A 22,083-nucleotide genomic window follows, 5' to 3' on the forward strand; every position below is an offset into this window, starting at 1 on the left:
ATCTCTGAAAAGGAAATCGATCATGAACATATTGCTCTCCCTACTCGGCATGACAGCCATCTTAGGCGTCTGTCTTTACCATAGAGTTAGTCTGGTCCGTGCGTTAATTGTGTTAACTGGCGCAATGGTCGCATTAACCCTGTTTGGCAGCGTGGCAGTCACTGGCTGGCTTTGTTATCTATTGGCCATTGCAATCTTTGCTGTACCAGCAATTCGCCAGACCCTCATTAGCCAAAAAGCACTTTCTTTGTTTAAGAAGGTTCTACCAGCAATGTCTCAGACGGAAAAAGAGGCATTGGAAGCAGGCACAGTATGGTGGGAAGCAGAGCTGTTCAAAGGCAAGCCTGAGTGGAAGAAGCTTCAAAACATTGCGGATCCGAAACTTTCTGAGGCGGAACAAGCGTTTTTAGATGGCCCAGTCAATACAGTGTGTGAAATGGTCAATGATTACCAAGTAACACATGAGCTTGCTGATTTACCACCAGAAGTTTGGCAGTACCTAAAAGACCATAAATTCTTCGCCATGATCATCAAGAAAAAATACGGCGGTTTAGAATTCTCAGCTTACGCTCAGTCGTTAGTTCTACAGAAGCTAACGGGTGTTTCTAGCGTATTATCCTCAACCGTTGGCGTCCCTAATTCGTTAGGTCCCGGTGAGCTATTGCAACACTATGGTACAGAAGAACAAAGAAACCACTACCTACCTCGCCTAGCCGAAGGTAAAGAGATCCCTTGTTTTGCCTTAACTAGCCCAGAAGCCGGCTCAGATGCTGGCTCAATTCCAGATTACGGCGTGGTGTGTAAGGGTGAATGGCAAGGCGAAGAAGTATTGGGCATGCGCCTAACTTGGAACAAACGTTACATCACTCTAGCGCCTGTTGCGACCGTTTTAGGCTTAGCCTTTAAACTGAGAGACCCAGAAGGTCTGCTTGGTGACAAGCAAGACCTTGGCATCACCTGTGCCCTTATCCCTACCGATTTAAAAGGCGTAGAGATTGGTAACCGTCACTTCCCACTCAACGTGCCTTTCCAAAATGGTCCGACTCAAGGTGATGACATCTTCGTGCCTATCGATTTCATCATCGGCGGCCAGAAAATGGCAGGACAAGGCTGGCGTATGTTGGTTGAATGTCTGTCGGTTGGTCGTGGTATCACACTGCCTTCAAACTCAACCGGTGGTATTAAATCTGCAGCATTAGCAACCGGTGCTTACGCTCGTATTCGTCGTCAATTCAAACAACCCATTGGTCGCATGGAAGGGGTTGAAGAGCCACTGGCACGTCTAGCTGGTAACGCCTATGTAATGGATGCAGCAAGTAACCTGACGGTTGCGGGTATCGATCTTGGTGAAAAGCCTTCGGTTATCTCAGCAATCGTGAAGTACCACTGTACTCACCGTGGCCAACGCAGCATCATCGATGCGATGGATATCGTCGGAGGTAAAGGTATTTGCTTAGGCCCATCGAACTTCCTCGCTCGTGGTTACCAAGGCTCACCAATTGCAATTACGGTTGAAGGCGCAAACATCCTGACTCGTTCAATGATCATCTATGGTCAAGGCGCGATTCGCTGCCACCCTTATGTTCTGAACGAAATGGAAGCGGCTTATTCGGAAAGCAGCGATGCACTTGATAAGTTTGATTCAGCATTAGCAGGACACGTTAGCTTTACTATGAGTAACCTAGTCCGCAGCTTGTGGTTTGGTTTAACCGACGGTCGTGGTTCAGATGCTCCAACACCATCCAATAAAACGGATAAGCAGACACAGCGTTACTACCAACAGCTGAACCGCTACAGTGCTAACCTAGCGCTACTGTCTGATATTTCAATGGCTGTATTAGGCGGCTCACTAAAACGCAGAGAGCGCCTATCAGCAAGACTAGGGGATATCCTGAGTCAACTCTACCTAGGTTCAGCAACACTTAAGCGCTTTGAAAGCGAAGGTAGCCATGCTGAAGATCTCCCATTAGTCCATTGGGGTATGCAAGACAGCTTGCGTCAAACTGAAGTCGCGATTGATGAGTTCTTGGCGAATTTCCCTAACCCTGTGATTGGTCGACTACTTCGCGTTGTGTTAATGCCATTTGGCCGTATCCGTCGTGCACCAAACGATAAACTGGATAGCCAAGTCGCGCAAATCCTACAAACACCAAGCGAAACACGCTCTCGTATCGGCCGTGGCCAATACTTGGAAGCAACGGAATACAACCCTGTAGGCAAGATTGAAAAAGCGCTAGAGGTGATTCTTCAAGCTGAACCTCTGTTCGATAAGGTTTGTAAAGAAACACATCAAAAACGTGCTTTCTTACGACTCGACCTTGTCGCTCAGTTGGGACTTGAGAAAGGTATTTTAACGCAAGAAGAAGCAAATCTTCTGATTAGCGCTGAGGAACACAGACTGTACACAATTAACGTTGATGATTTCTCACCAGAGGAGCTTGCAGCAAAGACTCAGTACCCAGACCAATCGATTGATAACGTCGCTTAAGGTCAGAGAAAGAAACAAAAACGGGACTCCTATGAGTCCCGTTTTTTTATTCATCACTTCATTGTCACAAATTTTAAGGCTTCTCTATCGAGGCTTGTTCTATCTAAGTTTAGTCTATCGAAGTTTGTTGTCCCGACGTTTACTCACTCAAGACAACAATCTCAAGACAACTCTAGGGATGCAGACGAGTTACTTAGGCGCCTTGAGCTGCATCTCAGGTAGTGCCCTCTTCTTCGCTGTGATTTTACGTATTACAAACCAAATCAGTAAGCCCAATAAAATCGCAGCCACATTACCTACCGCTATAATCATTATGCTGCGCTGCCTGTCATCTTCTCTTTTTTGAAGAATCATTAATTTTTCAGCAATACGCTTCTGCTCAGCAAGAGCTTCTTCTTGAAGACGTCGAGATTCTGCTAGATCTATCTCTTGAACAACGCTGTACGACTGCTCGGTAATCGGGAAGATCAGTGGACGCTGGCTTGACGCATCGGTGGCATAAACTATCCCCGACCAAGTGTAAATTCCCAAATCATCATTATAAGGCAACGATAAAGATACTTTCATCGCATCCGCTTCGGCTTGGCCTTGCTTATACATCACATACCCATCAGGGGCTTTATACTCAACGTGAGCTGCTAACGAGCTCGGTGCAATCATACCTGGCTCGCCAGATGCCACGACGGTATGAGATAAGCCTTCTTTGCGAGACTGAATGAAGGTGGTGGTGATTGGCGTTGGGTAAACCAAGACCTCTTGCTCTTGCGCTCGCAGGAACACACCATTACCAGAAGTAATTCGAGCTCGATATTTACCAGGCTCAATGTCCATTGGCAACGATACCGTGAATACACCATCTCCAGCTTTTTCGTCAAGATCAACGCCATCATCGGCAAATTCCCCCATGACAACCGGAATTGGCCGCGCTTCTCTCACTAAGGACTCTTCGTTTTCGACGAACTTAGTGAATGTTACTTTAAGCTTCACACGGTCAAGAAAGTCACGCAGCACAAGCGGCTTGCCATCGGATGTCAAACGAGCGGTAAATTTAATGTGTTCGGTTTGGTACAACTTGTCTGGAAATTCATTGGCGTCTAAAACCAGATGAGATAAAAGTTTGATATTATTTTTAGGTGAGACTTTACCTACCGCTTGCCAGGGACCCGGCATCGGATTGTCGATAGAGATAATATCCATTGACGATTCTTGGTACCAACGGACATTATCAGCATGACGCAAAGCGTGATACTTCTTGCCATCAGGACGAACCAAGACGACGGGTTTAGAATTATCGGCTCGATAGATTACAAAAGTAACTTGCTCGATACTGGGATCAACTCGAAAGCGATTATCCAATAAACTCATTACAGATTCTGTTGCTGCGTGTAAGCCAAAGCTCAACAGCAAAAAACAACCGGTAGCCAATACCCTTAACATACTTTCTCCCTACTGACGCCAGAGGCAGCTTCCGCTTTTCTCGACGAGGTCTAAACGACTTTGATGCGCTTCTACTTCATCGGCCGTAGCTCGCAAAACCTTTAGGGATTTTCGACCACTTTCTGCTCTTCGTATGCTTTCGCCTTCGCCTTCTTGTTGGCCAGCGTTAAATTGCAGCGAAGTTTGCCCACCTGTCATCAATAAGTAGACGTCAGCTAGAATCTCCGCATCGAGCAATGCGCCGTGAAGAGTACGGTGTGAGTTATCAATACCATAACGGTCACATAAGATATCTAGATTGTTTCTTTTCCCTGGGAATATCTTCTTCGCCATCGCCAAGGTATCGGTAACTTTACAGTAGTCATCCGTTTTACCTATAGCAGGGTTAAGTTTCTCAAACTCATAGTCCATAAAGCCCGTATCGAAGGGCGCGTTATGAGCCACCAGCTCCGCACCTTTAATAAAGTCGAGAAACTCTTTATGTATGTCTTGGTATTCTGGTTTATCAATCAAAAATTCATCGGTAATACCGTGAACGCCAATTGCCTCTTCTTGAATCGCACGATCGGGCTTGATATAGACGTGAAAGTGACGCCCAGTCAGCCTACGGTTGATGATCTCTACTGCACCAATTTCAACGATGCGATGTCCCATATAGTGGGGGCCACCCTCTGTATTCATACCGGTGGTTTCGGTATCGAGTACAACGATGCGTTTGTTTTCATTCGAACTGTTTTTTTCGTTCGTGCTTTGTTCTGGAGTGCTACTGGTATTCATAAGGATAACTGTGTCAGACTATGCCGATAATGTGCTTGAGGTAATAGTATCAAATCATGACGAAACAAGTTGAAATTTTCACTGATGGTTCTTGTTTAGGCAACCCAGGTCCTGGCGGCTACGGCATCGTACTTCGCTACAAAAAAGTCGAGAAGACGTTAGCCGAAGGTTTCACCTTAACCACCAATAACCGCATGGAAATGCTCGCCGCTGTTGTGGCTCTCCAAGCCCTCAAAGAGCCTTGCTCTGTCATTCTGACCACAGATAGCCAATACGTGCGTCAAGGTATCACCCAGTGGATTCACAACTGGAAAAAGCGCGATTGGAAAACAGCCGATAAAAAGCCTGTTAAAAACGCAGACCTGTGGCAAAGGCTAGATAAAGAGACGGCGCGCCATAGCGTTGATTGGCGCTGGGTTAAGGGGCACGCGGGGCACCGAGAAAATGAAATGTGTGATGATTTAGCACGAAGTGCAGCAGAAAACCCGACCCAAGAAGATACGGGCTATCAACCAAGCTGATCACCTTTGTAAATGAGATGTAGATTTCAGAAACAGATTTATAGTTTCTGAAACTGATAGATAGATGAAAAGCCGACTATGAGTCGGCTTTTTCAGTTTTTAACGGATACGAAGTTTTAGCGGAGTCCAAGGTGCGACGCGTATTGGTTCTAAAACTGGCTCCTACAGGAGAGAAGCGTCGCTTAAGGTGCCAATGTGGCTTGATAGGCTTAAGTGGATAAGTACGTTTACGAGCAACAATAAAGTATTGACTACCAGCGAACGATGCGCAGCTGCCTAAGCTGTTCTCCAACCACGTCCATATCGCTTGGTATTTACTCATCGGGAACAGCGCGTAGGTGTCACAATGAATCACTTCATAATTAAGTACGCCTAGCCAATCTTTAATTCGGTTTGGCGTATACATACGTCCACTCCATGGCAAGCTGTTCTTTCGCCAAGGCATCAAACTGGCAAGCCCAGTCACACTAAAAGGGTTAAAGCCGGTGATGATAATATAGCCATCGTCCATCATTACTCGGTCGACTTCTCTCAATAGCCGGTGTGGGTCGTTGCTATAATCTAACTGATGACTCAGCACCACAACATCAAAGCTTTTCTCTAAAAAGGGTAAATTATAACCATCTGCTATCACATTATGTAATGGGTTCTGGATATCTAGGTTTACTTGATGTTGAATGTTGCATGTGCAGCTAGAAATCTCACTGCTGAGGCCACCGAGTTTGAGCATATGGTAACCAAATAGTTTTGGGCACCACTCATCGAGTCGAGTTTGAATAGATTCTCTCAACCAGTCCCCATTGTGCAATTGTGCCCAAGTATAAGGACGCTCAAACTTCTTTCTGCTACGTGCTGGCTTCATCAATAATCTGTCTCACTTATTCTGTCTCACTAAAAGTGACTGGAGAACCAATAATGTTACATATCAAAAGCATACCTGCATTTAACGACAATTACATCTGGCTGATTCAAAATAGCGATCGCCGTTGTGCTGTCGTCGACCCTGGTGATGCAGCTCCAGTATTAGAGTACTTAGCACACCATGAGCTAACTTTAGATGCAATCTTGATTACGCACCACCACCACGATCACATTGGTGGCGTGCCAGAGTTGGTAAGACAATTCCCTGGCGTGGATGTCGTTGGCCCCAAAAATGAACCTATCCCGACCTTAACGCATCCCGTTGATGACGGTGACCAATTAGAGCTGTTTGGCGAAGTATTCCTCGTGCTAGGGCTTAGTGGGCACACCGCTGGGCACATTGGTTATGTGGGTGATGCCAAACTGTTTTGTGGCGATGTACTGTTTTCAGCCGGTTGTGGGCGAATCATGGAAGGCACACCACAGCAAATGTTTGATGCATTGAACAAGATCACAGCACTCCCACAAGAAACCGAGGTTTACTGTGCTCATGAATACACGGCAGCCAATATCGCTTTTGCACTGGCTGTTGAGCCTGACAACCAACATTTGCAACAATACCGCGACCAAGTGAATCGGCTTCGAGCCCAAAATAAGTCGACCATCCCCACAAATTTAAGACAAGAAAAGTTTATTAACCCCTTCTTACGCTACACAGAACCAAGTGTAGTGAAATCAGTATCTAATCGTACTGAGCAGACCGATCCTTTATCGGTTTTTACCGCTTTACGTGCGTGGAAGAACGAATTTTAACAAATACAGGCTTGTCACTCATAGGGAGTGGCAAGTATTATCATCGGCCGTTTATTAAAAAGGCTGTAACATGCGAGTTAAGTACAGCTGGGCTTTGGTACTACTACTTTCTGGTTGCCAATTAACTCAGTCAGAGAATCCAGACCAAGCTTCCGAGCAAACCAACACCTCCCCTACTAAAGAAGTTTCTCAAGCGAACGTTTCATCTGGAGCGATCCAAGAACAACCAAAAGTTGAAACACCCGTCGTTACTCCACAAACACAGCAAGATGTTTGGAAACGTATTGCGATGCAACTTGAAATGGAAGTGCCGGACCAAAAGAAAGTCGACTACTACCGCACTTGGTACCTCAAGCACCCTGGTCATCTAAAAACTGTATCAAAACGCGCTGAACCTTTCCTTTATTTGATCACAACTAAGATTGAAGAAAGAGACTTGCCTTTGGAGCTGGCCCTGTTGCCCGTCGTTGAAAGCTCGTTTGATGCATTTGCTTATTCTCACGGTAGCGCTGCAGGTCTATGGCAGTTCATTTCGGGTACTGGCAAAGCTTACGGACTAGAACAAAACTTCTGGTACGATGGCCGCCGTGACGTAGCCGCTTCAACCGACGCTGCATTGGATTTCTTAACCGACCTGAACAAACGTTTTGATGGGAACTGGCAACACGCAATCGCTGCCTACAACAGTGGCGGTGGTCGTGTGAACAGCGCAATCCGTAAGAACAAGAAGCTGGGTAAGCCAATCGACTTCTTCTCTCTAGACTTACCAAAAGAGACCAGCAGCTATGTACCTAAGCTACTTGCACTGGCCGACGTGATTGCCAACCAAGAAAAGTATGGCATCGATATCCCTGCGATCCCGAACAAGGCAGTACTGACTCTGGTTAACCCAAATGAACAACTTGATTTAGCCATTGCCGCAAGCTACGCCGACATTCCTGTCAAAGAGCTGCAAGGCTACAACCCGGCTTATAACCAGTGGGCAACGGCACCAGAGAAACACCAACAATTATTGCTTCCTCTAAGCTCTGTTGAGAAGTTCAACAAAGAAGTGGCAGCCAATAAAGGCAAAGGCATGAAGTTGGTGCGCTATAAAGTGCAATCTGGCGATAGCATCAGCGTACTGGCGAGTAAATACAACACTACCAGCAAAGTGATCCGCTCTGCAAACGGTTTGAGCAACAATAATATTCGTGTTGGTCAGCACCTATTTATTCCAACATCAACCAAAGACGATAAGACATACGCACTAAGCGCTTCAAATCGCCTAGCAAGCACACAGTCAAAGAGTCGTGGTCAATATAAGCTTAGCCATACCGTAAAAAGTGGTGATAGCCTATGGACGATTGCGCGCGCAAATAAGGTATCTCACCAATCACTGGCTAAGTGGAATGGCATGGGACCACGTGACACTCTTAGAATTGGTCAAGAACTGGTCATTTGGAAGAATAGTTCAGACGGTGCCATCATCCGAACTGTCTTTTATAACGTAAGATCAGGTGACACAGTCAGCGGTATTGCATCAAAGTTCAAAGTAAAAAGCGCAGATGTTGTAAAATGGAACGCTTTGCAGAACAAGAAATACCTACAGCCAGGACAAAAACTGAAGCTGTATGTTGATGTAACTAAGGTAAGTGTATGAACCCGTCAAGTAACCCACTCGTCATGCTGTTGGATATATTCCGTTCACCAACAGCGTGTTTCTTAGCGCTTTATCAACGAAGTGCTTGGGGATGGCAACCCTACGTCGTATTAATGCTCAGCCCATTCTTATTTTGGGGAGCCTATTTTTCGAATGTAGATTTTGCATGGTTAAGCGCTGAGTTGTCACAGCAACTGGCTCAAACAAACCCTGACCAATTGGCGTTACTTGACAGTAATACTCTACTCGCGAGTGAAATCATCAGTGATGTATTCGGCCGTACGTTAACCATCATTCTGTTGGCATTTTGGTTTAACTTAGCAACAAAGCCAAGCCAACACCAACATAGCTTTTGGCGATGGTTTGCAGCCGCATCGGTAGTGATATTCCCTGCCGTTCTAGGCGATGTAGCAAGCTACGCAAGCCTGATACTCAAGCACGGGCATGTGATGAGCTACGCGGCCGACTTGAACAGCTTAAACGGCTTAATCAAGTTGCCACTAACCAATGATTGGTCGCAATTTGCCAGCTCATTACCACTCTTGTTGCCTTGGTACATTGTATTGGGTTATGCAGCAGTATTAACTTGGACGGAGTTTGAGCGTGGTCAGGCACTGGTCATCTCTGGTTTGCCATGGGTTGGCTATTACCTAATCTGGGCTCTCTACATTTTAATCTTTTAAGCTGAATAGATAAAAACAAGGCTAGCGAAAATTCACTAGCCTATTTATCCCCCTGCTTATTACCCAAAGTAACCACAGTGTGAATGGTGAATAGCTAAGATCCAATGACTAATAAGCTAATAGCTTATTACTATTTAACCTTAAAGGTCACTCGCATAGGGTTATGATCAGAGGCGTCCGTAATGGGCGCCTTTGCTTTGTCTACTTCTAACCCTCGATAGAACACATGATCGAGCACCAACCCTGTCATAAACTGTGTACGGTTATCTGGTTCAAAAGCAACTTCCGTCAAACCTACCTGTTCCAACGCATCTTTCAATACAGCAAAGCGAGCTTCACTCCAACTGTTAAAATCCCCAGCAAAAATAACAGGCCCACGATACTTTTGGAGATTGTCGGTTAAGCTCTTGAGCTGAGCCTCATAATCTTCCGTACCAAAGGTAAAGTTCACCGCATGGATATTAATCACAGCCAGTTCTTCGCCATTACTTAGCAGATAGCGAGACCAGAGTGCCGATTTGGGTAATTGAAGCCAAGGTTCTTCATGAGTATAAGCACAAGCTTCAATCGGTAGATGCGTCGCTAAGTTAAGTACACCAGCACTTTTCTCAAAGGCTTCAAATGCATTCACTCGAGTGCTTCCCCATTGACCACTCGTTACCCATTGGCGAAGCCCTTCTGTCATACTCGCTTCTTGCAGCAAAACTAAATCGCTACCGGCTGACAGCTTATTTAACTCACTTTGCCAATTATTTCGGTTTTGCTTATAGATATTCCACACGGTAATGTCTAGGCCATCAGACACATCAATCGCTTTCGGGGCTGAGTTTTGGTAGCAGCTATAGATATCGTTGCTAGTATTTTGAGAAGAAGTGATCAAGTTGGGTTTATTCGGGATCACGAAGATAAAATGAAAACTAACAACAGCAAGCGTTATCAATAACGTGATAACAATGATGGTTTTCTTAAACATACAACACCCTACCAGAAATGAAAAAGGAGCGATAAACGCTCCTTTTAAGGTAATAGTTTTTTTATACGGCGTCTTCGTCTTCTTCGCCAGTACGAATACGTACCACACGTTCAACTTCAGTAATGAAGATCTTACCGTCACCAATTTTACCTGTTTGAGCCGTTTCGATAATGGTATCAACACATTGGTCAGCCACTTCGTCGGTCACAACAATTTCCAATTTCACTTTAGGTAAAAAATCGACCATGTACTCTGCGCCACGGTATAGCTCAGTATGACCTTTTTGACGTCCAAAGCCTTTAACTTCAGATACTGTCATACCCGTAATACCCACTTCTGCAAGTGCTTCACGTACATCATCAAGTTTGAATGGCTTGATAATGGCTTCAATCTTTTTCATGTTCATCCCTTAAACTGTGCGAATAGCTCATTATCGGTTAGCTATAGTAAACATTCAATGAAAAAAGCCAGAGCATTAAAGCTCTGGCTCGAAATTTATCATCTTGTTTAATCAGCGCTTTAAGAAGGTTTTACTTAAGGCTTGAGTAGTAAGCAGCTAGATTAGCAATATCTTCATCACTCAGCATTGAAGCCTGAGCCTGCATTACAGCCGCCAAACCGCCGGTGCGCTGGCCGTTCTTATATGCCTTAATTGATGAAGCGATGTATTGCTCGTTTTGGCCTTTAAGGTTTGGATATCCTGGGATCATTGCGATACCGTCTGCGCCATGACAAGCCGCACAGATTGCCGCTTTAGCTTGACCCGCAGCAACATCACCCGCCAGAGCGTTACCACTCAATAGTCCAAATCCAAGAACTAATCCTAGTGTAATTTTCTTCATTGCATATTCCATTAATTATTTTTATTAAAGTGACGGTGAATTGTGACACAAACTTTTTCTACTTGCTCCAAAGCGCTTCACAATCTTGACCTTCGTAGTTTTTATCTACGAATAAGCCTAAAACAGCGATCACTCGATCGCCATCCATTAATATCGGCGTTCGACGTCTTAACCAGCTGGGTACTTGGTATTCCTGAAAAAGCTTCTTGAGTTTTCGACTATGACCACGACCAACTGGGTGAGCCGACACTCCTTCAGGGTTAAAGATCACTCGTAAGGTTCCGTTGGCTTTAGTAAGGGAAAACGGTTGTACCTCTCGGTTATTAGATGCACTAGCACTCGACACCGCTTTCAAATGGATCTCACCTAAACCATCAGGCAGTAATAAATTCTCATCAATCAAGATTTCACTTTCCCAGTTCGACAAATCTTTAGTGTCTTGTACCAAGTAGAGCTGATGATTAAAGCGCCTAATCTCAACATCATTCAACACCAGCTTAGGATTGGCGTCTGCCTGAGCACAAACCACTTCATCCCAAATAAGTTTTAGCTGCTTTTGGCTTGGCATCGGTTGATTACAATGGCTGATCCACATTCTGATCAAACGTGCTCGTAACAAATCAGAATGCTGAGATAACGAATCAATGCTTAAGCTCTGGCTCTTACTGTTACAGCCTCCCAAAGCTTGTTGTAAGTGAGACTCAAGCAGTTCGTCGAGTAGCGACTCTTGTTCTGCACATAATTGAGCACTGCGACAGACCGATTCTCGAAAGCTAGGCCAGCGCTCTGTCAACGTCGGAGTGACTTGATGACGAATGAAATTTCGATCAAAGCGCAGATCCTGATTACTCTCATCTTCGACCCAAGTTAACCCCATATCGTGAGCCGACGCTTCGATGTCTGATCGAGTCACTGACAGCAGAGGTCTCACAATAAACGCTTCGCTAAACGACATCACTTTCGCCATTGAAGAGAGTCCTTTCGGACCACTGCCACGTTTTAACGCCAGCAAGAAGGTTTCAAGTTGATCGTCAATGTGTTGACCGGTAACAAGCACATCGCCCTGTCTGATGTGCTGCTGAAAAGCTTGGTATCGAGCATCTCGAGCCAGCTTTTCTACGCTCTCACCATTATTGATATCCAGCGAGACCCTTTCTACTGCTAACGAAACCGACAAAGCATCACACCATGTTTGGCATTGCTCAGCCCAAAGATCAGCATTCTTACTGAGACCGTGATGAACGTGCACCGCACAGCACTCAATGTGATGGGACTTAGCGTATTGCGCAGCCAATTCCAATAACACTCGCGAATCGACACCACCACTGAAAGCAACGACTAACCGACGAGGTTTGAGATCGCTTTGTTGAAATGCAGAGGTAAAAGTTTCGATTAAGTGAGTCATGGGGTTAGTGAGCCGTGTGTACTAATGAGAAAGGAGAATGTTTTAATAATAAAAAAGGGTTGGCACTGAGTCCAACCCTTTCATCAACTTGTTACGGAAAGCAGGTCTTATACCTTGCTAAGGTCGCTTATCAGCAGTAACCGTAGCTCATTAGACGCTGGTAACGACGCTCTAGAAGTGCTTCGTTATCAAATTGCTCTAGCTCTTCTAACTGCTTAACTAACATGTCTTTCATGTTCTGAGCTGTCTGTATTGGATCGCGGTGCGCGCCACCTAGAGGCTCAGGGATGATTTCATCGATAAGCTCAAGCTCTTTAAGGCGAGGAGCTACTAGGCCCATCGCTTCAGCAGCTTGTGGCGCTTTATCTGAATCACGCCATAAGATTGAAGCACAACCTTCTGGAGAGATTACTGAGTACGTAGAGTACTGAAGCATGTTCACGTAATCACCAACACCAATCGCTAGTGCACCACCAGAACCGCCTTCACCTACAACGTTACAGATAACCGGAACTGAAAGGCCGGCCATCACTTTTAGGTTCTTAGCGATAGCTTCAGATTGACCACGCTCTTCTGCACCAACACCTGGGTATGCACCCGCTGTGTCGATGAAAGTAATGATTGGCATGTTGAAACGCTCAGCCGTTTCCATTAGGCGAAGTGCCTTACGGTAACCTTCTGGCTTTGGCATACCAAAGTTACGGATCACTTTCTCTTTAGTCTCACGACCTTTCTGGTGACCAATAACCATAACAGGACGACCATTTAGACGAGCCATACCACCCACAATTGCTTTGTCGTCAGCGTAAGCGCGATCGCCCGCCATCTCTTCAAACTCTGTAAAGGCATGCTCCAGGTAATCTTTGGTGTAAGGACGTTGAGGGTGACGAGCAAGTTGAGCTACCTGCCATGCACCCAAGTCACTAAAGATTTTCTGTTTAAGCTCTAAGCTTTTTTTCTCTAGTTGTTCAATTTCTTTGTCTAGATCTACCGCTGTGTCACCACCGTGACGCGAAACGTCACGTAGCGCTTCGATTTTTGCTTCAAGTTCAGCGATAGGCTTTTCAAATTCTAGAAAGTTCAGGCTCATCTATGAATCCTTGTTGATTCAGCTCCGCAGTTACGGAGCTAAATTTTAGTTAAATTCGAGTTCTACTTGGCTATTTCCAAGCAGCTGTTTTAATTCGTCTAGTAATGTATCACTTGGCGTCACACGCCATTCTGTGCCCAATGTTAACCGCGCTCTAGCGTCGGCACGTTGGTAGTATACATTGACTGGGACCGTTCCGGCTCTATAAGGTTCTAAGATTTGACCAAAGCGTTCAAAAAATTGACCGTTAATTTGGGATTGCTCGATAGATATCGACACCCCACGAGCATATTTCTCACGGGCGCTTCCTAAGTCCATGACCTCGCGCGCGGACATTTTAAGCCCACCATTGAAATCATCAAAGCTGACCTGTCCAGAAACAACCACAATTTTGTCTTTCTCGAGCAATTCTGCGTAGCGATCGAGCGCATCAGAGAACAACATCACTTCCATCCGACCCGATCGGTCATCAAGAGTCATCAAACCGATTCGAGTACCGCGCTTCGTGGTCATGACCCTAGCCGCAATGACCAAACCTGCAATCGTCAAGGATTGGTCACGACGAGTCGGCGTCGCATCTTTCAAGCGACAGCTGGTGTATTTCGCAAGTTCTTTAATGTAAGCATTCACCGGGTGACCCGTTAAATACAAACCAAGCGTTTCGCGTTCACCTTCTAGCCAAACCTTTTCAGGCCATTTAGGCACTTGAGTATACTTGTGTTCAACCTCTTCCGGAGCGTCGGTCAACACACCAAACATATCAGATTGACCGAACGACTCAGCATGGTGATGTTGGCTTGCTGCCTTAACCGCATCTTTCAAAGATGCCATCATCGCCGCTCGGTGAGGACCTAATCTATCTAAGGCTCCGGATAGAATCAACTTTTCGATAACACGTTTGTTGACCTTCTTCAGATCAAGACGTGCACAGAAGTCGAATAAGTCTTTAAAGTAACCACCTTTGTTACGCGCTTCGATGATGGCTTCAATTGGGCCTTCACCAACCCCTTTAATTGCACCGATGCCATAAACAATTGCGCCATCTTCAGCCACATTAAAGCGGTATAGGCCCGAGTTGATGTCAGGTGGAAGGAGCTTGAGTTTCATACGGAAACACTCATCGACAAGGCCAATAACCTTCTCGGTGTTATCCATATCCGCGGTCATTACTGCCGCCATGAATTCCGCAGGGTAGTGTGTTTTCAACCACAGTGTTTGATAAGAAACCAGTGCGTATGCAGCCGAGTGAGATTTGTTAAAGCCGTAGCCCGCAAACTTCTCTACCAAGTCAAAGATCTTCATGGACAGTTCGCCATCAACACCATTGGCTTCAGCACCTTCTTTAAAGGTACCGCGCTGCTTTGCCATCTCTTCTGGCTTTTTCTTACCCATCGCACGACGCAGCATATCGGCTCCACCAAGCGTATAACCCGCAAGGATCTGAGCGATTTGCATTACCTGTTCTTGATACAGGATGATACCGTAAGTCGGTTCTAGTGTTTCTTTTAACGATTCGTGTTGCCACGTTTCATCAGGGTAAGATACTGCCTCTCGTCCGTGTTTACGGTCGATAAAGTTATCTACCATGCCTGATTGCAGAGGGCCCGGACGGAACAAGGCCACCAATGCGATGATATCTTCAAAACAGTCGGGCTGTAGACGCTTGATCAGGTCTTTCATACCGCGGGATTCCAGCTGGAATACCGCCGTCGTTTCTGAATTCTGTAATAAGTTAAATGACGCTTGATCATCCAAAGGAATCGACTCGATACGAACCGGATCTTTCCCCTCTTTCGCTAAACGAGGGTTTACTAGGCCAAGTGCCCAGTCAATGATCGTCAGTGTACGCAGCCCCAAGAAGTCAAACTTAACCAAGCCAGCAGTTTCTACGTCATTCTTATCGAATTGCGTTACTGGGAAGTTACCTTCCGCATCGGCATAGATAGGTGCAAAGTCAGTAATCGTGGTCGGTGAGATTACAACACCACCCGCGTGCTTACCTGCGTTTCGCGTACAACCTTCTAGAATTCGACATTTATCAATCAGCTCACGAACTTCTTCATCACCATCATAAAGTTCAGGCAATGCAGGCTCTGCGAGGAATGCTTTCTCTAGCGTCATGCCCGGATCAGGCGGAACCAGCTTAGAAATTCGGTCAACAAAACCAAATGGGTGGCCTAATACACGGCCAACGTCACGGATTACCGCTTTTGCCGCCATAGTACCAAAGGTGATGATCTGAGAAACGGCATCACGGCCGTACATTTCAGCTACGTGGTCAATAACTTGGTCACGTTTATCCATACAGAAATCGATATCGAAATCGGGCATGGATACACGTTCTGGGTTCAAGAAACGTTCGAACAGCAAGTCATATTCAAGTGGATCAAGATCGGTGATATCAAGCGCGTAAGCCACCAAAGAACCAGCACCAGAACCACGACCTGGGCCTACTGGTACATCGTTATCTTTTGACCACTGGATGAACTCCATTACGATCAAGAAGTAACCTGGGAAACCCATGTTATTAACTACTTCTAGCTCGATTTTAAGTCGCTCATCGTATTCAGGCCTGCGTTCAGCTCTGACTTTTTCATCAGGAAACAAGAATGCTAAACGTCGCTCAAGACCTTCTTCTGATTTTTTGATCAGGAAGTCTTCAATCGCTAAACCTTCCGTCGGGAAGTTAGGTAAGAAGTACTCCCCTAAACGTACAGTCACGTTACAACGCTTAGCGATCTCAACACTGTTCTCTAATGCTTCAGGGATATCTGAGAACAACTCACACATCTCTTCTTCGCTACGGAGGTACTGTTGTGGACTGTAGTTTTTCGGTCGACGTGGATCAACCATGGTAAAGCCGTCGTGAATCGCCACACGGATTTCATGAGCGTCAAACAAGTCTTTGGAAATGAAGACCACTTCATTAGTCGCGACAACAGGCAGGTCTTCTTGCTCGGCTAATTCCAGCGCAAAGTGCAGATAAGACTCTTCGTCCGTGCGTCCAGTTCGAATGAGCTCCAGATAAAAACGGTCTGCGAAATGTGTTTTGTAAAACTCAACGCTGCTTGCAACCAACTCTCTATTGCCTTTCAGCAACGCTTTACCAATCTCACCTTCTTTTGCACCCGATAAAAGAATCAGGCCTTCCGCATGTTCAATCAGCCACTCTTTATCAATAACAGGCTGATGCTGCACATGGCCACGAAGGTAAGCTTTTGATATTAATAACGTTAGGTTGTTGTAGCCTTTATTATTCGTTGCAATAACGGTGAGTTTTGTCAATTCATCGCCAAAATCAGGAGACTGCATCAAGAAGTCAGCACCAATAATTGGTTTAACCCCACACCCATGAGCAGTACCGTAGAATTTCACCAAACCGCACAGGTTGGTAAAGTCGGTCAATGCTAGAGCAGGCATACCCATTTCAGCGACTTTTTTAACTAATGGTGGCACCTTGGATAGGCCATCCACCATCGAAAAGTCACTGTGTACGCGTAGGTGAACAAATTTTGGATCTGACATTATTTTTCCTGAGTTCTAGGTTTGAGCCTAGGATTACAACTGTGTGTATTCTATTTTTTTCTAGCGCCACTAAGCAACTTTATTCGATGCTAAGCTCTAGTTTACGTAAAGCTCTAATCTATATAGAGCTTATTCAATTCGCTCTAATCTATGCCAAGAATACGTTTTACTGGCTTAAAGCTTTTACGGTAATGCTCGGTTACGCCATGTTTTTCAATCGCTTCAAAATGCGCTTTTGTCGGGTAACCTTTATGTTTAGCAAAACCAAACTCTGGATGAAGCTTATCAAGTTCTTCCATCTCTTGGTCACGAACCACTTTAGCGATGATAGACGCTGCGCTGATTTCAGCCACCCGTAAATCCCCTTTCACAATAGCCAGACCGGCCATCGGTAGCTCAGGGACTCGGTTTCCATCTATTAGCGCCATATCAGGTTGAACACTCAGCCCGGCAATAGCACGCTGCATAGCTACCATAGTCGCTTGTAAGATATTCAACTCATCAATTTCTTGTGGGGAACAACGACCCACAGACCATGCCAAGGCTTTCTCTTTAATTTCAGGAAGCAGAGCAAGGCGCTTTTTCTCAGACAGTTTTTTGGAATCGTTCAAGCCTTCGATTGGGTTATTCGGATCGAGGATAACCGCGGCGGTAACTACATCACCAACTAACGGCCCACGCCCCACTTCATCAACACCAGCGAATAACTGGTAGCCTTGAGGATACTCAAAAGGAGGAAATTCTTTTTTCTCTTTTACTGCCATGACAATTCTCTTTGTAACTTTTAAGCAAATGCTTTTGAAAGAAGCACTTTATGATTCAACACACTCTCGACCGATCAATTTCAGAACTGCGTTAGCTACCTGTTTATCAGCACCTTTACGAATCCAGTGATGCATTTCAGTAAAGCGTTCAATAAGTGGCGCGTTGTCAGTTGAAAGCATCTTATCGACCGATGGGAAAAGGTAATCTGGGTGACACTCTTCAAGAATGTGTTCTTTTACGATTTCTTCACCCGCTAGGATATTCGGTAACGAGACAAATTCTGTGACCGACAATTTCTTAACGATATAGCCAGTGAGCTTGTTGACCTTGTAGCCAACGACCATTGGGCGTTTCAGCAACATACACTCAAGAGCAACAGTACCAGAAGCTAACAAAACAGAATCAGCAGCAGTAATCACATTGGTAGCCGTATCTTCTACCAAGGTAAATTCAAGTTCAGGTGCCGTCGATTGCCAGATCTCTGTAAACTGTTTCTTGCGCTGTTCATTAACCAATGCAACAACAAAATTGATATCAGGGTACTTTTGCTTAATGCGCTGACAAGTTTCGATAAATGGTTGAGCAATCAAACTCATTTCACCACCACGGCTACCTGGCAATACCGCTAACCACGGCTTATCTTGATCTAAACCCAAAAGATCGCGAGCCTCTTTTTTATTCGGCTCCAGTGGAATTGTATCAGCCAACGTGTGGCCAACGAATTCACAAGCAACGTTATATTTATCATAAAACGCTTTTTCGAATGGTAAGAAAGCCAGTACCAAATCGGTTGCTTTGTCGATTTTAAAGATACGCTTTGGACGCCATGCCCAGACTGAAGGGCTGACATAATGAACAGTCTTAATGCCCGCGTTCTTAAGATCTAATTCAAGTCTTAGATTAAAGTCTGGCGCATCGATACCGACGAAGACATCTGGCGGGTTTTGAGTAAAATACTTAACTAGCTCCGCTTTCACTTTTAGCAAGCGAGGTAAACGACCAAGCACTTCTACAAGCCCCATCACGGCAAGCTCTTCCATTTCGAAAAGAGACTCACAACCAAGCGCCTTCATTTTTGGTCCGCCAATACCCACGAACTCAGCATTCGGATATTGTGATTTGATCGCTTTAATAAAGCCTTCGCCAAGCGTGTCACCAGAGAGTTCTCCGACAACGATACCTACACGCAGAGGTTCATTCGAAACAAAGTCCAAGCTATTGGTTGCTGCTTCTTGCTGTGCCATAGTTTTCTAATTCCCTTCTTGCCTAAAACAAAAAAGATCGCCTAACGAGTAGCGATCTTTTTGTTATACCAATCTAACGAGGTAACTATTGTCATACTCATATTGATTGGTACATAACCACATCAAGTATTAACGAATAATACCGCGCTCAGAGCTCTCTAGCATTTCTAACATAGGAGTTACCGAAGCAAACTCTTTCGCCATTTCAACTAAAGCGGCTTTCGCTTCTTCAAGTGTTTTGCCTGAACGGTATAACTCTTTGTACGCTTTCTGTAATGCTCGAATTTCTGGTTTTTCAAATCCGTTACGCTTCAAACCCACTAGGTTCAAACCAAATGGCGCTGCGTGGTTACCCTGTGCAAGCACGTACGGCAGTACATCTTGAACAACCGCAGAACAACCGCCAATGTACGCATAAGCGCCAATTGAACAGAACGGGTGAATCGCAGACAGTGCCATTACGCCAGCGTAATCGCCAACCGTCACGTGACCGCCAAGGATAGCGTTGTTACCAATGTGAGTGTGGTTTCCAACAATAACATCGTGCGCTACGTGAGCATTTACACAAAGTAAGTTGTCGTCGCCAATCACAGTGGTCGCTTTGTCTTGAGTTGTACCACGGTGGATCTGAACTGCTTCACGAATCACATTACGGTCACCGATCACAACAGTCGTATCTTCACCACCGTATTTCTTATCTTGGTTTTCTTCTCCAATCACTGCGTGTGGGAAGATTCGGTTTTGCTTACCAATTGTCGTGTGACCTTTGATCACAACATGCGACATCACTTCAGTGTCATCACCAATTGTCACGTTACCAGCAATGTAAGTGAAAGGACCAACCGTCACGTTAGCACCGATAGTTACATCACCTTCGATTACTGCTGCCGGGTGAATTTTCGCTGTTTCATGAATCATATTAAAACTCTCTACGAGCACATTTAAGTTCAGCTGAACATACAACTACGCCGTCTACTTTAGCAACGCCGTTAAACGATGCAATGCCACGACGTTCTTTTAAGAACTCAACTTCGATAACCAATTGGTCACCTGGCACTACTGGCTTGCGGAACTTCGCTTTATCTACGCTAGCAAAGTAGTAAAGCTCATTACCAGAAGGAGCACCAAAAGATTTAAATGCTAGAAGACCTGTTGCTTGCGCCATTGCTTCTAAGATCAACACACCTGGGAATACAGGAAGTTGTGGGAAGTGGCCTGTGAACTGAGGTTCGTTAACAGAAACATTCTTAATCGCAGTCAGTGTTTTTTCTTTTTCAAAGCTAGTCACACGATCAACCATTAAGAATGGGTAGCGATGAGGTAATAGTTCCTGAATTTCAGTAATGTTCATCGTTGTCTGTTCAGTAGTCAAAGTCGTATTCCTATGTATATTCTTTATTTAATGAGAAGGATTATAAACGAAAAAGACTCGCTGTACGCGAGCCTTTTATTAGAAATGCTGGAATTATGATTCCGCGCTGTTCTCGATAAGTTTTTCAACGGTTTTCAAACGCTTGTTCATTTCATCAATACGGTGAACTCGCGTTGCTGTTTTACGCCAATCTTTATTTGGCTGTAAAGGAATACCTGAAGAGTACATGCCTTTTTCGGTGATACTGCGCATTACCATCCCCATACCGGTGATTGTAACGCCGTCAACGATTTCTATATGACCATTAATCACACAACCGCCACCAATAATACAGTACTTACCTATCGTTGTGCTGCCGGCGATGATAGTACCACCTGCAATAGCAGAACCATATCCGATGTGAACATTATGAGCTATCTGAAGTTGGTTATCTAAGATAACGTTATCTTCAATAATAGTGTCATCTAATGCACCACGGTCAACGGTAGTACACGCGCCGATTTCTACGCGGTTACCAACACGAACTGAACCGACTTGCGGGATCTTAACCCACTCGCCTTTCTCATTCGCATAACCAAAACCATCGGATCCAATCACTGTACTAGATTGAATCAGACATGCTTCGCCAATCACCACTTCATGGTAAACACTTACGTTAGCCCAAAGCTTAGTACCTGCGCCAATTTTTGCATTTTGACCAATAAAGCAACCAGCACCGATAACGACGTCATCACCAAGTACTACGCCAGTTTCAATCACAGCATTGGCACCAATAGACACATTTTGTCCAATGCTCGCGTCGCCTGAAATTGAAGCAGAATCAGCAATACCCGCAGCTGGCGCTGGCGTGGTATCAAGCGCTTGAGCAACCTTAGCAAAAGCAACATAAGGGTCGCTGACCACAATAACGTTGGTCTTACACAGTTCACGCTCGCTCTCTTTAACCATAATAGCGGATGCTTTACAGTCACCAAGGTGCTTGCTGTACTTCACGTTCGAAAGGAACGTAATATTTCCTTCTTGCGCTTTATCCATAGGAGCGACTGCTGAAACGGTAACTGTACCGTCTCCGTGTAGCTCTCCACCGGTAATCGTTGCCAATTCGGCTAAGGTCAGATTCTTCATAAAACTTATTTCAGTGATTTAATTACTTTTTCAGAGATGTTGTATTCTGGCTTGCCGTACTGCAGAGCTTGAATATCAACGATCATGTCGTAGCCTTCTTTCTCTGCAACTTTAGTTACAGCATCTTGAATGACTTTGAATAGCTTCTGCTTCTCTTGTGCTTCACGACGTTGGCTTGCTTTTTCTAGTGCTTGAGCTTTGATTTTGTATTTGCTGTCTAGTTGACCGACTTCAATACGAAGCTTCTCTACTTCATCAGGCCCTAATAGCTCACCATCACGCTTAAGCTTTTCAATCTTAGTCTTAGCTTCAGCTTGGATACTTTGAAGCTCAGCAGCTTTATCTTTAAACTCTTCCTGCATTTTTTGAAGAACAACTTCACGCTGAGGTAGAGCCTGGAATACTTGTGCAGTATTTACATAGCCCACTTTTTGCGCAGCTTCAGCCGCTGTTGCAAAGAAAGAAGAGCTAAGAACTACAAGGCCTAAACCTGCTGCTTTAATCATATTTTTCAAAATAT

General features: G+C 45.0%; 20 protein-coding genes. 5 read left to right on the top strand and 15 right to left on the bottom strand.

The features are described from left to right. Nucleotides 1-22: 22 nt before the first annotated feature. Complete coding sequence (gene fadE, locus AB6D80_RS09510) at nucleotides 23-2,488, top strand: acyl-CoA dehydrogenase FadE (RefSeq protein WP_017100800.1); 2,466 nt, start codon at nucleotides 23-25, stop codon at nucleotides 2,486-2,488. Nucleotides 2,489-2,677: 189 nt separating this feature from the next. Here the strand turns inward: fadE and AB6D80_RS09515 are convergent, their stop codons facing one another. Then, the gene (locus AB6D80_RS09515) at nucleotides 2,678-3,925 is read right to left on the bottom strand and encodes a TIGR03503 family protein (RefSeq protein ID WP_372188390.1); all 1,248 of its coding nucleotides are present in this window, start codon (nucleotides 3,923-3,925) and stop codon (nucleotides 2,678-2,680) included. A gap of 9 nt (nucleotides 3,926-3,934) precedes the next feature. Continuing rightward, on the bottom strand, nucleotides 3,935-4,702 hold the full coding sequence (gene dnaQ / locus AB6D80_RS09520; RefSeq protein ID WP_009847393.1) for a DNA polymerase III subunit epsilon: 768 nt from the start codon (nucleotides 4,700-4,702) through the stop codon (nucleotides 3,935-3,937). Nucleotides 4,703-4,758: 56 nt separating this feature from the next. On the opposite strand from dnaQ, the gene rnhA reads away from it, so the two are divergent. Next, nucleotides 4,759-5,223: a ribonuclease HI gene (rnhA, locus tag AB6D80_RS09525; protein ID WP_009847394.1), complete on the top strand. Its 465-nt coding sequence runs from the start codon at nucleotides 4,759-4,761 to the stop codon at nucleotides 5,221-5,223. A 76-nt stretch (nucleotides 5,224-5,299) separates the two neighbouring features. Here the strand turns inward: rnhA and AB6D80_RS09530 are convergent, their stop codons facing one another. Continuing rightward, a complete protein-coding gene (locus AB6D80_RS09530; RefSeq protein WP_029223040.1) occupies nucleotides 5,300-6,085 on the bottom strand; it encodes a class I SAM-dependent methyltransferase in 786 nt (261 codons plus the stop codon). A gap of 53 nt (nucleotides 6,086-6,138) precedes the next feature. Between AB6D80_RS09530 and gloB the strand changes: the two genes are divergently transcribed. The 3 genes from gloB to AB6D80_RS09545 all read left to right on the top strand — a co-directional run bounded on the left by gloB (nucleotide 6,139) and on the right by AB6D80_RS09545 (nucleotide 9,222). Further along, the gene (gloB, locus tag AB6D80_RS09535; RefSeq protein WP_012604588.1) at nucleotides 6,139-6,897 is read left to right on the top strand and encodes a hydroxyacylglutathione hydrolase; all 759 of its coding nucleotides are present in this window, start codon (nucleotides 6,139-6,141) and stop codon (nucleotides 6,895-6,897) included. A 70-nt stretch (nucleotides 6,898-6,967) separates the two neighbouring features. After that, nucleotides 6,968-8,539 (top strand): LysM peptidoglycan-binding domain-containing protein, encoded by a 1,572-nt coding sequence (locus AB6D80_RS09540; RefSeq protein WP_017103656.1) that lies wholly within the window; start codon nucleotides 6,968-6,970, stop codon nucleotides 8,537-8,539. Then, the gene (locus AB6D80_RS09545) at nucleotides 8,536-9,222 is read left to right on the top strand and encodes a YIP1 family protein (protein WP_009847398.1); all 687 of its coding nucleotides are present in this window, start codon (nucleotides 8,536-8,538) and stop codon (nucleotides 9,220-9,222) included. Before AB6D80_RS09540 ends, AB6D80_RS09545 begins: the two co-directional genes overlap by 4 nt. Before the next feature lie 130 nt (nucleotides 9,223-9,352). Here AB6D80_RS09545 and AB6D80_RS09550 read toward each other — a convergent pair whose 3' ends face one another. From AB6D80_RS09550 to AB6D80_RS09605, 12 genes are all read right to left on the bottom strand, one after another. Beyond that, entirely contained in the window at nucleotides 9,353-10,195 is an 843-nt protein-coding gene (locus tag AB6D80_RS09550) for an endonuclease/exonuclease/phosphatase family protein (RefSeq protein WP_029223041.1), read from the bottom strand. 61 nt (nucleotides 10,196-10,256) lie between these two features. Further along, nucleotides 10,257-10,595: a nitrogen regulatory protein P-II gene (gene glnB, locus AB6D80_RS09555; protein ID WP_017063373.1), complete on the bottom strand. Its 339-nt coding sequence runs from the start codon at nucleotides 10,593-10,595 to the stop codon at nucleotides 10,257-10,259. Nucleotides 10,596-10,725: 130 nt separating this feature from the next. Continuing rightward, a complete protein-coding gene (locus AB6D80_RS09560; protein WP_012604592.1) occupies nucleotides 10,726-11,049 on the bottom strand; it encodes a cytochrome c in 324 nt (107 codons plus the stop codon). A gap of 46 nt (nucleotides 11,050-11,095) precedes the next feature. Continuing rightward, nucleotides 11,096-12,442 (bottom strand): tRNA lysidine(34) synthetase TilS, encoded by a 1,347-nt coding sequence (tilS, locus tag AB6D80_RS09565; RefSeq protein WP_017103658.1) that lies wholly within the window; start codon nucleotides 12,440-12,442, stop codon nucleotides 11,096-11,098. Between the two features lie 130 nt (nucleotides 12,443-12,572). After that, nucleotides 12,573-13,532: an acetyl-CoA carboxylase carboxyl transferase subunit alpha gene (gene accA, locus AB6D80_RS09570; RefSeq protein WP_009847403.1), complete on the bottom strand. Its 960-nt coding sequence runs from the start codon at nucleotides 13,530-13,532 to the stop codon at nucleotides 12,573-12,575. Nucleotides 13,533-13,577: 45 nt separating this feature from the next. After that, nucleotides 13,578-17,057, bottom strand: coding sequence for a DNA polymerase III subunit alpha (gene dnaE / locus AB6D80_RS09575; RefSeq protein WP_372188391.1), 3,480 nt, complete (start codon nucleotides 17,055-17,057; stop codon nucleotides 13,578-13,580). 143 nt (nucleotides 17,058-17,200) lie between these two features. Continuing rightward, nucleotides 17,201-17,821, bottom strand: a complete 621-nt coding sequence (gene rnhB, locus AB6D80_RS09580) for a ribonuclease HII (RefSeq protein ID WP_012604594.1) — start codon at nucleotides 17,819-17,821, stop codon at nucleotides 17,201-17,203. Nucleotides 17,822-17,869: 48 nt separating this feature from the next. Next, complete coding sequence (gene lpxB / locus AB6D80_RS09585; RefSeq protein WP_372188392.1) at nucleotides 17,870-19,066, bottom strand: lipid-A-disaccharide synthase; 1,197 nt, start codon at nucleotides 19,064-19,066, stop codon at nucleotides 17,870-17,872. 129 nt (nucleotides 19,067-19,195) lie between these two features. Beyond that, nucleotides 19,196-19,984 carry an acyl-ACP--UDP-N-acetylglucosamine O-acyltransferase gene (lpxA, locus tag AB6D80_RS09590; protein ID WP_009847407.1) on the bottom strand — a complete coding sequence of 263 codons (789 nt, stop codon included), beginning with the start codon at nucleotides 19,982-19,984 and terminating at the stop codon, nucleotides 19,196-19,198. A 1-nt stretch (nucleotide 19,985) separates the two neighbouring features. Further along, a complete protein-coding gene (fabZ, locus tag AB6D80_RS09595) occupies nucleotides 19,986-20,438 on the bottom strand; it encodes a 3-hydroxyacyl-ACP dehydratase FabZ (protein WP_009847408.1) in 453 nt (150 codons plus the stop codon). Nucleotides 20,439-20,531: 93 nt separating this feature from the next. After that, nucleotides 20,532-21,563 carry a UDP-3-O-(3-hydroxymyristoyl)glucosamine N-acyltransferase gene (gene lpxD, locus AB6D80_RS09600; RefSeq protein WP_371708266.1) on the bottom strand — a complete coding sequence of 344 codons (1,032 nt, stop codon included), beginning with the start codon at nucleotides 21,561-21,563 and terminating at the stop codon, nucleotides 20,532-20,534. Nucleotides 21,564-21,568: 5 nt separating this feature from the next. Further along, complete coding sequence (locus AB6D80_RS09605; protein ID WP_009847410.1) at nucleotides 21,569-22,069, bottom strand: OmpH family outer membrane protein; 501 nt, start codon at nucleotides 22,067-22,069, stop codon at nucleotides 21,569-21,571. Between the last annotated feature and the right edge of the window lie 14 nt (nucleotides 22,070-22,083).

It is taken from the genome of Vibrio sp. 10N.247.310.17 (assembly GCF_041466605.1).
Lineage (GTDB): Bacteria > Pseudomonadota > Gammaproteobacteria > Enterobacterales > Vibrionaceae > Vibrio > Vibrio tasmaniensis_A.

Coding starts and splice junctions, on each gene's coding strand:
- fadE (WP_017100800.1), top strand. CDS start 23: ATGAACATATTGCTCTCCCTACTCGGCATGACAGCCATCTTAGGCGTC.
- AB6D80_RS09515 (WP_372188390.1), bottom strand. CDS start 3,925: ATGTTAAGGGTATTGGCTACCGGTTGTTTTTTGCTGTTGAGCTTTGGC.
- dnaQ (WP_009847393.1), bottom strand. CDS start 4,702: ATGAATACCAGTAGCACTCCAGAACAAAGCACGAACGAAAAAAACAGT.
- rnhA (WP_009847394.1), top strand. CDS start 4,759: ATGACGAAACAAGTTGAAATTTTCACTGATGGTTCTTGTTTAGGCAAC.
- AB6D80_RS09530 (WP_029223040.1), bottom strand. CDS start 6,085: ATGAAGCCAGCACGTAGCAGAAAGAAGTTTGAGCGTCCTTATACTTGG.
- gloB (WP_012604588.1), top strand. CDS start 6,139: ATGTTACATATCAAAAGCATACCTGCATTTAACGACAATTACATCTGG.
- AB6D80_RS09540 (WP_017103656.1), top strand. CDS start 6,968: ATGCGAGTTAAGTACAGCTGGGCTTTGGTACTACTACTTTCTGGTTGC.
- AB6D80_RS09545 (WP_009847398.1), top strand. CDS start 8,536: ATGAACCCGTCAAGTAACCCACTCGTCATGCTGTTGGATATATTCCGT.
- AB6D80_RS09550 (WP_029223041.1), bottom strand. CDS start 10,195: ATGTTTAAGAAAACCATCATTGTTATCACGTTATTGATAACGCTTGCT.
- glnB (WP_017063373.1), bottom strand. CDS start 10,595: ATGAAAAAGATTGAAGCCATTATCAAGCCATTCAAACTTGATGATGTA.
- AB6D80_RS09560 (WP_012604592.1), bottom strand. CDS start 11,049: ATGGAATATGCAATGAAGAAAATTACACTAGGATTAGTTCTTGGATTT.
- tilS (WP_017103658.1), bottom strand. CDS start 12,442: ATGACTCACTTAATCGAAACTTTTACCTCTGCATTTCAACAAAGCGAT.
- accA (WP_009847403.1), bottom strand. CDS start 13,532: ATGAGCCTGAACTTTCTAGAATTTGAAAAGCCTATCGCTGAACTTGAA.
- dnaE (WP_372188391.1), bottom strand. CDS start 17,057: ATGTCAGATCCAAAATTTGTTCACCTACGCGTACACAGTGACTTTTCG.
- rnhB (WP_012604594.1), bottom strand. CDS start 17,821: ATGGCAGTAAAAGAGAAAAAAGAATTTCCTCCTTTTGAGTATCCTCAA.
- lpxB (WP_372188392.1), bottom strand. CDS start 19,066: ATGGCACAGCAAGAAGCAGCAACCAATAGCTTGGACTTTGTTTCGAAT.
- lpxA (WP_009847407.1), bottom strand. CDS start 19,984: ATGATTCATGAAACAGCGAAAATTCACCCGGCAGCAGTAATCGAAGGT.
- lpxD (WP_371708266.1), bottom strand. CDS start 21,563: ATGAAGAATCTGACCTTAGCCGAATTGGCAACGATTACCGGTGGAGAG.
- AB6D80_RS09605 (WP_009847410.1), bottom strand. CDS start 22,069: ATGATTAAAGCAGCAGGTTTAGGCCTTGTAGTTCTTAGCTCTTCTTTC.